Annotated in this window: 12 protein-coding genes; 3 read left to right on the forward strand and 9 right to left on the reverse strand. The window is 60.6% G+C overall.

Annotated elements, in window-relative coordinates; genetic code table 11:
* The first annotated feature begins 85 nt into the window (after positions 1 to 85).
* Positions 86 to 1792, forward strand: a complete 1707-nt coding sequence (locus tag BLR25_RS01865) for a diphosphate--fructose-6-phosphate 1-phosphotransferase (RefSeq protein WP_091932482.1) — start codon at positions 86 to 88, stop codon at positions 1790 to 1792.
* 81 nt (positions 1793 to 1873) lie between these two features.
* On the forward strand, positions 1874 to 3877 hold the full coding sequence (gene tkt, locus BLR25_RS01870) for a transketolase (protein WP_091932493.1): 2004 nt from the start codon (positions 1874 to 1876) through the stop codon (positions 3875 to 3877).
* Between the two features lie 66 nt (positions 3878 to 3943).
* On the opposite strand, the gene BLR25_RS01875 is transcribed toward tkt, so the two are convergent.
* The 4 genes from BLR25_RS01875 to BLR25_RS01890 all read right to left on the reverse strand — a co-directional run bounded on the left by BLR25_RS01875 (position 3944) and on the right by BLR25_RS01890 (position 8189).
* The gene (locus tag BLR25_RS01875) at positions 3944 to 5443 is read right to left on the reverse strand and encodes a tripartite tricarboxylate transporter permease (protein ID WP_091932494.1); all 1500 of its coding nucleotides are present in this window, start codon (positions 5441 to 5443) and stop codon (positions 3944 to 3946) included.
* A gap of 57 nt (positions 5444 to 5500) precedes the next feature.
* Positions 5501 to 6001 (reverse strand): tripartite tricarboxylate transporter TctB family protein, encoded by a 501-nt coding sequence (locus BLR25_RS01880; protein WP_176785710.1) that lies wholly within the window; start codon positions 5999 to 6001, stop codon positions 5501 to 5503.
* A 66-nt stretch (positions 6002 to 6067) separates the two neighbouring features.
* Entirely contained in the window at positions 6068 to 7057 is a 990-nt protein-coding gene (locus tag BLR25_RS01885) for a tripartite tricarboxylate transporter substrate binding protein (RefSeq protein ID WP_091932496.1), read from the reverse strand.
* A gap of 76 nt (positions 7058 to 7133) precedes the next feature.
* On the reverse strand, positions 7134 to 8189 hold the full coding sequence (locus tag BLR25_RS01890; RefSeq protein WP_091932497.1) for a 4-hydroxythreonine-4-phosphate dehydrogenase PdxA: 1056 nt from the start codon (positions 8187 to 8189) through the stop codon (positions 7134 to 7136).
* A gap of 133 nt (positions 8190 to 8322) precedes the next feature.
* Between BLR25_RS01890 and BLR25_RS01895 the strand changes: the two genes are divergently transcribed.
* Positions 8323 to 9024 carry a GntR family transcriptional regulator gene (locus BLR25_RS01895; protein ID WP_091932500.1) on the forward strand — a complete coding sequence of 234 codons (702 nt, stop codon included), beginning with the start codon at positions 8323 to 8325 and terminating at the stop codon, positions 9022 to 9024.
* A 56-nt stretch (positions 9025 to 9080) separates the two neighbouring features.
* Here BLR25_RS01895 and BLR25_RS01900 read toward each other — a convergent pair whose 3' ends face one another.
* From BLR25_RS01900 to frdA, 5 genes are all read right to left on the reverse strand, one after another.
* Positions 9081 to 10052, reverse strand: a complete 972-nt coding sequence (locus tag BLR25_RS01900) for a sugar-binding transcriptional regulator (protein ID WP_091932503.1) — start codon at positions 10050 to 10052, stop codon at positions 9081 to 9083.
* A gap of 180 nt (positions 10053 to 10232) precedes the next feature.
* Positions 10233 to 10598, reverse strand: a complete 366-nt coding sequence (gene frdD / locus BLR25_RS01905) for a fumarate reductase subunit FrdD (RefSeq protein ID WP_091932506.1) — start codon at positions 10596 to 10598, stop codon at positions 10233 to 10235.
* A complete protein-coding gene (locus BLR25_RS01910; protein WP_091932509.1) occupies positions 10595 to 10993 on the reverse strand; it encodes a fumarate reductase subunit C in 399 nt (132 codons plus the stop codon). Before BLR25_RS01910 ends, frdD begins: the two co-directional genes overlap by 4 nt.
* Positions 10990 to 11742 carry a succinate dehydrogenase/fumarate reductase iron-sulfur subunit gene (locus tag BLR25_RS01915; protein ID WP_091932512.1) on the reverse strand — a complete coding sequence of 251 codons (753 nt, stop codon included), beginning with the start codon at positions 11740 to 11742 and terminating at the stop codon, positions 10990 to 10992. The genes BLR25_RS01910 and BLR25_RS01915 overlap by 4 nt, the downstream gene beginning before the upstream one ends.
* Entirely contained in the window at positions 11735 to 13525 is a 1791-nt protein-coding gene (frdA, locus tag BLR25_RS01920) for a fumarate reductase (quinol) flavoprotein subunit (RefSeq protein WP_091932514.1), read from the reverse strand. The genes BLR25_RS01915 and frdA overlap by 8 nt, the downstream gene beginning before the upstream one ends.
* Positions 13526 to 13638 lie beyond the last annotated feature (113 nt).

A 13638-nucleotide genomic window follows, 5' to 3' on the forward strand; every position in this document is an offset into this window, starting at 1 on the left:
CAAATGTACATTAGCATGATGTTTCAGCGAAGCGCCCCCGGTTCATGATGTCTCCTGTTTTTTTCCTATCCCATCATTCGAAGCTATGAACTCACCTATCGCGAAATTTCAGGGAATCGCCGCACACAACTCCATTTTCGAACAGGCCGTGCGCCAGCTTCCCCTCCCCGTCTGCAGCGTGTTCGAATCGTCGACCCAACCGACCGCCATTCAGTTCAAGGACACCGCGCAAACTCTGGGCACCAAGGACAGTGCCAAGGTTGCCGAGTCCTTCCCGAATACCGTCAAGGCCTCCGGTAACAAGGTGCTCGAAGGTGTCGGCGCCAACCCCAAGGTCGCGCAGGGCAAGCGCGTCGCCGTGCTGTTCTCCGGCGGCCCGGCCTCCGGCGGCCATAACGTCGTCTGCGGCATCAAGCGCGTGCTCGGTAACGGCAATACGCTGTTCGGCGTGAAGCCGGGCCCGAAAGGCCTGCTCAAGGGCAACCTTTTCGAGATCACCGACGCCGACGTCAATAACATCATCAATACCGGCGGTTTCGATTTCCTTGGCACCGACCGCACCAAGATCAAGACGCCCGAGCAATTCGCCCAGGTCAAGGAAACCTGCATCAAGCACAATCTCGATGCCATCGTCGTCATTGGTGGCGACGACTCGAACACCAACGCCGCCGTCCTTGCCGAATACCTCTATACCGGCATCAAGCCCGACGGCTCGGGCGTCCAGGTCATCGGCGTGCCGAAAACCATCGACGGCGATCTGCAGATCGGCGATTTGCTGCCGATCTCCTTCGGTTTCGACACGGCCACCAAGATCTACGCCGAAATGGTCGGTAACATCCTGCAGGACACGCGTTCCTCGTTGAAATACTGGCATTTCATCAAGCTGATGGGCCGCTCGGCCTCGCACGTCACGCTCGAGGTCGGTCTGCAAACGCAACCGGCGATCACGCTGATCTCCGAAGAAATCGCCGAGAAGAAGCAATCGCTGAGCTCGATCGCCAACGACATCGCCCAGGCCGTGGTCAAGCGCGCCGCGAAGGGCATTCATCATGGCGTCGTCGTGATCCCCGAAGGCGTGGTTGAATTCATCCCCGAAATGGGCGCTCTGATCGCCGAACTGAACGATGTGCTGGCGCAACAGGCTGCCGCCTTCGAGAAGCTCGAGAAAGCCGAGCGTCCGGCCTTCGTCGCCGAGCTTCTGTCGGCTGACAGCGCCGCGCTCTTCACCTCGCTGCCCGGCTACATCGTCGACATGCTGCTGGCCGAGCGGGATTCGCACGGCAACCTGCAGGTGTCGCTGATCCCGACCGAGCAACTGCTGATCGACATGACCAAGCGCGCGCTCAAGGCCATGGACGCCAAGGTGCCGTTTGCGACAATGAACCACTTCTTCGGCTACGAAGGGCGCTGCGGCGCGCCGACCCTGTTCGATGCCGCCTATACCTACAACCTCGGCCTCACCGCCGGGTCGCTGATCCTCGACGGCCGCACCGGCTACATGGCGACGATCACCGCACTGACGAGCGGCGGCGTACCCAAGGCAATTCCGTTGCCGGGCCTGCTCAATATCGAACGCCGTCACGGCCACGACGAATTCGTCATCGAGAAAGCGTTGGTCAAGACCGGTGCACCGGCCATGCAGTATTTCGTCGCGCATCGTGCCACCTGGTCGGAAGACGACTGCTTCGCTTCTCCCGGACCGCGTCAGATCTGGGGCCCGACCGCCCTGCAGCAACCCATCACCGTCGCACTCAATAGCGGCGCCGACTCGCTGGCCTTCAAGATCGGCTAGCAAACTCTCAATCCGGCCGGGGCAGCTGCCCCGGCCGGCTTTCTTGTGCGCACTGCCACTCACCAATTCAGGAGCACTCTCATGGCAACACCGACTTCTCTGGCCAATGCGATCCGCATTCTGGCAATGGACGGCGTCCAGGCCGCCAACTCCGGACACCCCGGCGCCCCGATGGGCATGGCCGAAATCGCCGTCGCACTGTGGAACCGCCATCTCAAGCACAACCCGACCGATCCCAAGTGGGCCAATCGCGACCGTTTCGTGCTCTCGAACGGCCACGGCTCGATGCTGATCTACTCGTTGCTGCACCTCACCGGCTACGACCTCCCGCTCGACGAGCTGAAGAAATTCCGCCAACTGCACAGCAAGACCCCGGGCCACCCCGAAGTCGGCCACACGGCGGGCGTCGAAACGACCACCGGACCGCTCGGCCAGGGCATCGGCAACGCCGTCGGCATGGCGCTGGCGGAAAAATTGCTCGCCGCCGAGTTCAACAAGGATGGTCACGCCATCGTCGACCACTACACCTACACCTTCCTCGGCGACGGCTGCCTGATGGAAGGCATCTCGCACGAAGTCTGCTCGCTGGCGGGTGTCTGGAAGCTGTCCAAGCTGATCGCCCTCTATGACGACAACGGCATCTCGATCGATGGCCACGTCGAAGGCTGGTTCGGCGACGACACGCCGAAGCGCTTCGAAGCCTACGGCTGGAATGTCATCCGCAATGTCGACGGCCACGACGTCGACGCCGTCGACCGCGCCATCGCCGCCGCCAAGGCGCAGAGCGACAAGCCGACGCTGATCTGCTGCAAGACCGTCATCGGCAAGGGCTCGCCGAACAAGGCCGGCACCCACGACGTGCACGGCGCCCCCCTCGGCAAGGACGAAGTCGCCGCCACCCGTGCCGCGCTCGGCATCACTGCCGAGCCCTTCGAAATTGCCGCCGACGTGCGCGCCGCCTGGGATGCACGGTCTGCCGGCGCCCAGCTGCAATCGGCCTGGACGGCCAAATTCGCCGCCTATCGTCAGGCTTTCCCGGAACTCGCCGCCGAGTTCGAGCGCCGCATGGCCGGCGATCTCGCTGCCGATTACGCCACCAAAGCCACCGAGGCGCTCCAGGCTGTCGCCGAGAAGGGCGAAGTCATCGCCACGCGCAAATCCTCGCAGAACGCCATCCAGGCACTCGCCGCGCTGATGCCGGAATTCGTCGGCGGATCGGCCGACCTCGCACCGTCGAACCTGACAATGTGGAAGGGCTGCCGCGAAATCAAGCCCGAAACCATCGCCCAAGGCGGCAACTACCTGCACTACGGCGTGCGTGAATTCGGCATGGCAGCGATCATGAACGGTCTCTGCCTGCACGGCGGTTTCCGCCCCTTCGGCGGCACTTTCCTGATGTTCTCGGAATACGCCCGCAACGCCATCCGTATGGCATCGCTGATGAAGATCAACCCGATCTACGTGTTCACGCACGACTCGGTCGGTGTCGGCGAAGACGGCCCGACGCACCAACCGATCGAGCAGACGGCAACGCTGCGCATGATCCCGAACCTCGATGTCTGGCGTCCCTGCGACAGCGTCGAAGCCTTCGTCGCCTGGCAGATCGCGGTCGAACACCGCCAGACGCCGACGGCGCTGATCCTCACCCGCCAGAATCTCGCGCATAACGCGCGCGACGCTGCCCAAGTCGCCGCCATCCGCAAGGGTGGCTACGTGCTCAAGGACTGCGCCGGCACACCGAAGGCGGTGATTATCGCCACCGGTTCGGAAGTGTCGCTGGCCGTCGCCGCACAGCAGGCGCTCGCCGACAAGGGCATTCCGGTTCGCGTCGTCTCGATGCCGTCGAACTTCGTCTTCGACCAACAGGACGCCGCCTACCGCGACAGCGTGCTGCCGCGCGGCATTCCGCGCGTCGCCGTCGAAGCCGGCTCGACGACGGGCTGGTACCGCTATGTCGGTCTTGAAGGTGCCGTCGTCGGGATCGACCGCTTTGGCGAATGCGGCCCCGCCGCGCAGGTCTTCGAATACCTGGGCATCACTGCCGCCAAGGTGGAAGAAGCGGTCACCGGCGTCCTTCGGAAGTAAGACTGCCAGCCAGAAAGTAAAAGGCCCTCGCCGCGGCGAGGGCCTTTTTATTGCAGTTGGAAATCGTCAGGCCACCTTGCGGAAGCGCTTCAGCACGGCACTGACCAGCGGCCAGGACAGCAGCAACACCGCCAGCACCATGATCGTCGCCACCAGCGGCGAATTGGTCCAGAAGATGCTGAGCGACCCCTTGGACATCATCATCGACTGGCGGAAGGCATCCTCCGCCTTGTCCCCCAAGACCATGGCCAGCACCATTGGCGCGATCGGATAACCGAGTTTCTTGAACACGTAACCCAACACGCCGAAGGGCAGGGCCAGCCACAGGTCGAGCCGCGAACCACTGATCGTGTAGGCGCCGATGAAACAGACGACAACGATCAGCGGACCGATGATCGAGAACGGAATGCGCAGGATCGCAGCAAACATCGGCACCGTCGCCAACACCAGGACCACGGCCATGACGTTGCCCAGATACATGCTGGCGATCGTGCCCCAGACAAAATCCGGCCGTTCGATAAACAGCATCGGTCCGGGCGTCAGGCCCCAGATCATCAACCCCCCCATCATTACCGCTGCCGTTGCCGACCCCGGTACGCCCAGCGCCAACATCGGCAGGATCGCGCAGGTTCCGGCCGAGTGATCGGCAGTCTCCGGCGCCACCACCCCAGCGGGCTCGCCCTTGCCGAAATTGTCCTTGTTGCGCGAGAAACGCTTGGCCAGACCGTAGCTCATGAACGATGCGGCCGTCGGCCCGCCCGGCGTGATGCCCATCCAGCAACCGATGACGGCGCTCCGCAACAGCGTCAGCCAGTGTCCCGGCATCGAAGCAACCGCCTTGAACACATCGCGAATGCGGATGCGCGCATGGATACCGTCGAAACGCAGTCCCTCTTCCATCGTCTGCATGAGCTCGCCCAGACCGAAGAGGCCGATGACCGCCACCAGGAAACTGATGCCCTTGACGAGTTCCGAGAAGCCGAATGTCAGACGCATGTTGCCGGAAATGCCATCCATGCCGACCGTCGCGCAAGCGAAGCCGAGCATCATCGAGACGACTGCCTTCCAGGCCGAACCGCTGCCCATGCCGATGAAGCTGGCAAAAGTCAGCAGGAAGACGGCAAAGTACTCGGGCGAACTGAACTGCAACGCAAACTCGGTGACCCATCCCGACAAGAGCGTGATGACCACAACGCCGAACATCGCACCGGACCCCGCCGACATGAAGGCCAGCGTCAGGGCGTGCGTCGCATGTCCCTGCTGCGCCATCGGATAGCCGTCGAAGGTCGTCGCCACCGAAGAAGGCTCGCCCGGAATATTGAACAGGATCGAGGTCGTCGACCCGCCGAACAGGGCGCCCCAGTACATACTGGTAAGCAGAATGATGGCCGACACCGGGTCCATCGTGAAGGTCAGCGGCAACAGCAAGGACACGCCGTTCGGCGCCCCGAGCCCGGGCAACACCCCGACCAGAATACCCAGCAAGACGCCGACGGCCATCAGCGCCAGGTGGAAGAGCGAAAACGCAATCGAAAAGCCGTCGAGCAAGTTACTGAAATTGTCCAACGCAAACTCCCCAGAATGATTTATTGCGGTGTGCGCTTTGTTCCCGGATCAATGCACTCAGTGAATGCCGAGCATCGCTTCGAGCGGCCCCTTGAGCAAGGGAACCTGGAACCACACTTCGAAGAGGAAATAGTTGGCGACGGCAGCGGACAAAGCCACAGCAAGCGCCTTATGGACCGGATAGTGCCCCTGGAACACCATCACGCAGAACAAGTACAGGATCATGCCGACATAGACCCCGAGGAACGAGGACACCAACACAAACAAGAACATGGGACCGAAGAAGGCGGTGACACGATGCGCCTGTTCGGTCGTCAGGAAGGCTTCCAGCCGCTCGCGGTGATGAACAAGCGCCATCGCCAGATTGACGCCGCTGGCGAAGATCAGGATCAAGCCGACGTAAAACGGGAAATAACCCGGCTGGGGACCGGCATCGCCCCATCCGGTGCCGAACTCCAGCGATCCGAAACAGACGACGGCGCCGATTGACGCGGTCACCAGCGCGGTCGCGATTTCCATGGCGAAACGGGATAGCAGCACCCCGGACGTGGTTCGCATAGTCCAACTCCTTGAGTGTTTCAATTGGAGCGGCGCCCCGCGCCGCTCCCCGGCGATCCCGAATGATTACTTCGCCAGCCAGCCTTCGCGCTTGAAGACGCCGTACGCCCGGGCCGTGTCCTGCGTGATGTACTTGCGCAGATCCTCACCCGCCATGAAGGTTTCGGTCTGGGAAGTCTTCTCGATGTACGCTTTCCATTCCGACGTCTGACGCACCTTGTCCATCACGCTGGAATAGAACGCGACCACGTCCGGCGAAACACCGGCCGCCAGCCAGATCGTGCGCGGCATCTGGTAGGTCTCGACCGGAATCCCGCTTTCCTTGCAGGTCGGGATGTCGGACCAACTCATCTCCTTGGTCACCTTCGGACCCGCCATCATGCGCTTCGGGCTGAAGACGCAGAGCGGACGGATCATGTTGGCCTTCCACTGGCCGATATTTTCGTTCGGGTTATTCACATTCGAATCAATGTGGCCACCCGCCAGTTGAATCGCCGCCTCGCCGCCGCTCTTGAAGGGGATGTAGTTGAACTTGGCGCCGGTCGCATCGCTGACGATGCTGACCAGCGTCTGATCGGTATCCTTCGACTGCGAACCGCCCATGCGCAGGCCGTCACCCTTCTTGGCTGCCTCGATGAAGCCCTTGGCGTCCTTGTACGGCGACTTGGCATTGACCCAGATCAGGAATTCATCGAGCGCCATCGCCGCGACCGGCGTGAAGCTTTCGGTCGCGTAACCCATCTTGGCGACCAGTGGCAGCAGATATTCGTTGTTGGTGCCGAAAGTCACGCGGTACGGGTTACTCTGTTCGCTCGCGCCATAGACGTAGCCTTCGCTGCCAGCACCGCCTCCCTTGTTGACGACGACGATCGGCGCATCCATCAACTTGTTTTTGACGATGATCGACTGAATCGTCCGGGTGAAAATATCGGTGCCACCACCGGCGCCGCTGGTCACGACAAACTCTACGGGCTTGTCGGGCGTCCATGCGGCGTGTGCGCCAGCGGCACAGAATGCGGTAGCCAGCAAGGTGGCGATCATTCCTGTCTTGAACATTGTTTGACTCCTCGTGTGCGAATTGAAACGTGATGAAAACAACGTTTATGCAACCCCTGATGCAACTCTGTTCTTGTTATGTATTCTTTGCAGCCCGATTTCTCGCCGCCATGCGCGCCGCCAACAACAATGCAGCCTTGCTGGCGCCGAGATTGGCGATACCGCGCCCGGCGATGTCGTAAGCAGTGCCATGGGCCGGCGTGCAAATCGGGAAGGGAAACCCGCCCATCATCGTGACGCCGCGATCGAAGCCCATCAGCTTCATGGCGATCTGGCCTTGATCGTGATACATGGTCAGGACGCCGTCGAACTCGCCATTCCGCGCCCGCACATAGACCGTGTCCGCCGGGTACGGTCCCGAAGCATTGTAGCCCTTGCTCACCGCCAGTTTCACTGCCGGTTCAATGATATCGATCTCCTCGCGACCAAAGTTGCCACCATCACCGGCGTGCGGGTTCAATCCGGCAACGGCAATGCGCGGGTTCGCCAGCCCAGACTCACGCATGCACCGGTCGGCAAGATCCAACTCCGCGACGATGCCCTCGGCCGTCAAGGACGAGGCCACCTGGGAGAGCGGGATATGTGAAGTAACGCGGCAATTCCACAACGAGTCCAGCACGTTGAACTCGCGCGCGGGCCCGGTAAATCCGGTGATCTCGGCTGCATAGCGGATTTCGTCGTCGTACTTGGGATAGACGTAGCGCATGGCCTTCTTGTTGAAAGGTGTGAAGCACACCGCATCGGCCTTGCCTTCCTTTGCCATGAGCAGCGCACGGCGGAAATTCTCGAGTGCGAAGGCGCCCCCTTCCGGCGTCGCTTCACCGCGTTTGACCGTCTCGAGCGCCAGATGGCCGAGATCGATCAGCACCGGACGCGGCGACGCGTCATAGGCCACCTCGGGCGAAACCACGGCAATATCCAGCGTGACGCCGGCGATGCGTGCGCCCTCGGCCAGGATGCGCCGATCGCCGAAAACAACGATCTGGGCTGCCGCCCTGACCTCGTCGTTCGCCAGCAACTTGGCGGTCAGTTCCGGACTGATGCCGGCGGGATCGCCCATGGCCAGGGCGATAGTGGGAAGTGAAAGATTCACGGTAGAGCCTCCTTGGGGTGAACTCGGGTCGATCCACATCCAAACGCTTTGATGTTTGATCCATTATCATGTATTCTGAATTCAGAATGCAACACGTTCAAAGAAAAATTTTTTGACGTCCGTGGTATCGTTCGCTCCTATCGAAGCGCACCAACCCTCGCAGGAAATTCGCATGAACACTCAAGACGCCGCCATTCCAAGCCTCGATTCCGACCTGGCCGACGGTGCCATCACCCCGATCGATCGGCCGACCTTGCATAGCGTTGTTGTCTCCCGGCTACGCGACATGATCATTGAGGGCGTACTGCTACCCGGCACCCGCATCAATGAAGGGCAACTCGGTCAGCAACTCGGCGTTTCCCGCACGCCGCTACGCGAAGCGCTCAAGGTGCTGGCCATGGAAGGGCTGGTCGAACTTGTGCCGGGACGCGGCGCAATGGTCTGTGTGCTGACGGCGAAGGATGTTCGTGACATGCTTGAGGTGCTCAGTTCACTGGAACATTTGGCGGGCACCCTGACCTGCCAGAACGCCAGCGATGCGCAGATCGGTGCCGTCCGGACGCTGCATGACGAAATGCTGGCTTTCTACCGCTCCGGCGACCGTCTGCAGTACTTCAAGAAAAACCAGCAGATTCACTCGGCACTGATCGTGCTGGCGGGCAATGCCTCGCTGGCGATGGTGCATGACATCCTGCAATCGAAAATGCGACGTATCCGCTATCTCGGCGACCAAAACGACGACACCTGGTCGGGCGCCGTCGCCGATCACGAAGAAATGATTGCCGCGCTTGAGGCCCGCGACGGCCCGAGACTGTCAGCGGCGCTCGTCGATCATTTGACACGGACCTGGGACCGTGTCAAGGACGCCATCTGAAACTCGGTTAGCTTCAGGCTCGAAATACCGGGCGGCCAAGCGAGAAGAGTGTTCGCTTACTTCCGCTGCGCGACCAGCCGTTGGGCAACCGCCTCGTCGGTGACCAGGCAGTTGACATACCCGGCCGTCAGGATCGCCTGGATGATGTTCGCCTTGTAAACCCCGCCGGAAATCAGGATGCTGTGCGGAATCGATTTGAGATCCTGAGGCGGCAGCGCAATCACGCACTGGTTGAGCATGTGATCGACCGGCCGACCGTCGGCATCGAGGAAGGTACCGAGAATTTCGCCGATGGCGCCCATTCGCTTCAACTCGGGTAGACGATCGCGCACACTGCCGATCGAACTCAGCGAGGTCATCTTCGTTCCCGGCGTCAGATCGCCGCAGGAAACGATCGCCAAATTCGACTTACGGGCGCGCGCCATGACTTCATTGACGCCGCTATGGGTCAACAAAATCTCGCGGCTCTCGATGCTCGGACAGTACACCGGCGCCGTCACAAAATAGCACTCGGAGCCCAAAGTTCTGGCAAGTTCAGTCGACACGTCAAAGGAGTTCGTTTCGGAAGCGCGCATCAGCCCGCCCATCAGCGAGACGACTGCGCTGCCCTTGAGCGATCGCGAACGCAAACGTTTGATGCTCGCGCTCAGCGTCCGCCCCCAGCCAACGGCAAAGCACTGATCATCCTCAATCAGCGTATCCAGCATCACGCCGGCCGCGTCGCCGATCATCCGACGCTGCTGTTCATCGTCATCGACCGAAGGCACGACAGACACGCACTTGAGCCCGTACAGATCGCGCAACTGCTCTTCGAGCTGGACACACCCCGCCAGCGGCAAGCGGATATCGACAACCACCGAGCCGTCCTCGCGCAATTGTCCGGCGATCTTGTTCACCCGTGCGCGAGCAATCCCGAGACGATCGGAAATCTCCTGCTGAGTCAGGCCGGCCACGTAGTAATACCAGGCTATGCGCGCACGCAGTTGCTCCCCGCCTTGAATGACGGGTTCATCACGGTTCTTCGGCATTTCTCTTGGCGTCAACGAAATCGAATCAGACAATGATCAACACGGCAGGCGATGAGGCCAACCGAATCCAAAACGCTATTCTATACAAATGTTGTTTTTGACGTACAAAAGTATTTTTGCCGCCTAAAAAGAAAACGGGCGCTCACGCGCCCGTTGGCTGATTCGAGGAATATCCTCAGATCAGAACCCAACTCCCAGCAACACGACGGCCGAAATCACCGTCCCGACAAAGGCCGAGCCATAGCACAGGAGCTTGGCGCCCATACCGGCGTGGATGCCGAATTCATGCAGCGAATGGTAGATCCGGTGCACGGCATGCCACATGAACAGGGCGATCACGGCGAAGATGAAGCCTTTGCCGATGAAGTTCTGGGCGAAGGCAAGCATCTTCGGATAGCTCATCGTCCCTTGCGGCAACAGCAGGCCCAGCGGCACAGCCAGACCGGTGATGAACACCAGGGCCGGCCCGAACAACGCCGACAGCATGCCGCCAGCCCCAAAGAGGCCCCAGAAAATCGGGGCATTCGAACGCTTACGAGTTTTCATGCGGCAATCCTCCAAACCAGAACGATGAGTCCGAGACTCGCGACCGCGGCGGCAACCAGACCGCCGGTGATGATCGCGCAGGGCGACAGTTTCTCGCCGCCAACCCGGATCGGCGGCAGGGTGATCGGCATGATCTTGAACCACGTATAAGCGTGGTAAGCGATCGCCACCAGCAGCGCCAGGTGGAAGACCAAGGCGCCCGGACTTTGCAGTGCGGCCAGCCAGCCATTCCAAGCCGCCTCACCCTGACCGAGACGGATCAGCCCGACCAGCAGCGTCACCGCATACGCCAGCACGAACAGCGCAGTGCTCTCATGGATCACATATTCGACAAAGAACGGGTTTTTCTTCCACCACCCATCCATCGACCGGACATAAGGTTTACGCTTGCTCACTTGGCACCCCCTTTCGGCGACAGGAAGCGCAGGAAGTAATCCTTCGCTGCATTGGTCTTGTTGATATTGACGGCGTTGGCCGGATCGACGTGCTTCGGACAGACTTCGGAGCAGTAACCGACTGCGCTGCAATTGAAGACGCCTTCTTCCGACGCCACCAGTTCCATCCGCTGCTCGGCGCCGCCGTCACGCGAGTCCATGTTGTAGCGATGCAGCAACGCCATCGCGCCCGGACCGATGAAGTCGGGATTCAGACCGAATTGCGGACATGCGGCATAGCACAGCGTGCAGTTGATGCACGAAGTGAACTGCATGTAGTCCTGGACCTGCGCCGGCGTCTGGATGTATTCACCTTGATCGAGCGAACGCTTCTCGGCCGGAATGATGTACGGCTGGACGCTTTCGAGCTTCTCGATGAAACCGGAAAGATCGACCACCAGATCCTTCTCGATCGGGAAATGCGCAAGCGCCTCGATCGTGATGCGGTTCGGGTAGTAATCGCGGATGAAGGTCTCGCAGGAAAGCTTCGGCACACCATTGATCATCATGCCGCAGCTACCGCAGATGGCCATCCGGCACGACCAGCGATAGGTCAGCGAACCGTCGAAGTTGTCCTTAATGTACTGGGCGCCCTGCAACACCGACATATCGTCGGTGAAGGGCACCTTATAGACCTCCGAATGCGGCGCTTCATCGCTCTCCGGCTTGTAGCGCAACACTTCGATTTCAATGAATTTCTGTTCAGACATGGGAGGCTTTCCTTTCCGCGTCGGCTTTTTCACCCGCCGCACCATAGACGCGAGCGGCCGGTTGGGACTTGGTGATCTTCACATCGGCGTACTGGATGCGGGGCAGAGCACCCTGCACATAGAACGCGTCGGAGTGCTTGAGGAAGTTCACGTCGTCACGCTGCTCGTACCCGTCGAGACGTTGATGCGCGCCACGGGATTCCTTGCGGTTGATTGCCGAATACGCGATAGCCTGAGCCACGTCGAGCTGATAATCGAGCTCGATGGCCGTCAGCCAATCGGTGTTCCACACGCTCGACTTGTCGTCGAGTTCGACGTTCTTGAAGCGCTCACGCAGTTCGGCCAGCTTGTCGCAGGTCGTCTGCATGGTGTCATGGACGCGATAAATGCCGCAGCCGTCTTCCATGGTCTGCACCATTTCCTTGCGGATAGTGGCGACCCGCTCCTTGCCGCCGGTCTGCGCCTTGAATGCGGTAACACGCTTCTCGATCGCTTCGGCCTGCTTGTGCAGGCTGTCGGTGTTGCCGAAGCCAACCGACTTGGCCGTCTTGGCGGCTTCGTCGCCGGCCAGCTTGCCGAACACGACGAGTTCGGTCAGCGAGTTCGAGCCCAAACGGTTCGCGCCGTGCAGACCGACGTTCGAGCATTCGCCGATCGCGTAGAGGCCGCGCAGCGTCGTTTCGCACTTGTTGTCGGTGGCGATACCGCCCATCGTGTAGTGCACCGCCGGACGCACCGGGATCGGTTGCGTCGCCGGATCGATACCGAGGAAGGTTTCGGCCATTTCGCAGATCAGCGGCAGACGCTCGTGCAGACGCTCCTTGCCGAGATGGCGCAGATCGAGATGGACGTGCTTGCCGAGCACCGGATCTTCGAAGACGCGGCCCTTCTGCATTTCGAAGTAGAACGACTGGCTCAGGCGGTCGCGCGGGCCGAGTTCCATGTACTTGTTCTTCGGCTTGTCGCCGATCGGTCCGAGACCGTAGTCCTGCAGATAACGGTAACCGTCCTTGTTGACCAGGTAGCCGCCTTCACCGCGGCACGCTTCGGTAAACAGCAGACCGGTGATCGGCATGCAGGTCGGGTGATACTGCACGAACTCCATGTCGCGCAGGGCCACGCCATGGCGGAACACCGCGCCTTGCGTGTCGCCGGTAACGATACCGCCCAGCGTGCTCTCGCGGAAGATACGGCCGGCACCGCCGGTAGCGACGATCACCGACTTACCTTGAATCATCGTGAATTCACCGGTGGCCATTTCCACGGCGACGATGCCCTGGCAACGACCATCTTCTTCCAGAATGTCGACGCAGAAATGCTCGTCGAAACGCTTGATCGAGGGAAACTGGATCGATGTCTGGAACAAGGTGTGGAGAATGTGGAATCCGGACTTGTCCGCAGCGAACCACGTCCGCTCGATCTTCATGCCGCCGAAGGGACGGACATTGACCTTGCCTTCGGGGGTGCGGCTCCACGGGCATCCCCAATGCTCGAGCTGGGTCAGCTCGATCGGGGCCTGCTGAACGAAATACTCGACGACATCCTGCTCGCACAGCCAGTCGCCACCGCCAACGGTGTCGTGGAAATGAAGATCATAATTGTCGTCATCACGCTTGACGCCGGCCGCGCCGCCTTCCGCCGAAACGGTATGGCTGCGCATCGGATAGACCTTCGATACCAGTGCGATCTTCAGTGAAGGATCAGACTGCGCCACGGCGATTGCTGCGCGCAAACCAGACCCCCCTCCCCCTACGATAACAACGTCTGCCTTATAAATATTCACGCTTAATCCTTTCTCGCGAAACGCGAATTTTGCTACGACCAGCGCCTACTGACCGTCCCGAAAACGGGCGGCCGTTTATGTAAAACCACTTGAAATTATGGCGCTTAATTGTA

The sequence above is a fragment of the Propionivibrio dicarboxylicus genome (assembly GCF_900099695.1).
GTDB classification, from domain to species: domain Bacteria; phylum Pseudomonadota; class Gammaproteobacteria; order Burkholderiales; family Rhodocyclaceae; genus Propionivibrio; species Propionivibrio dicarboxylicus.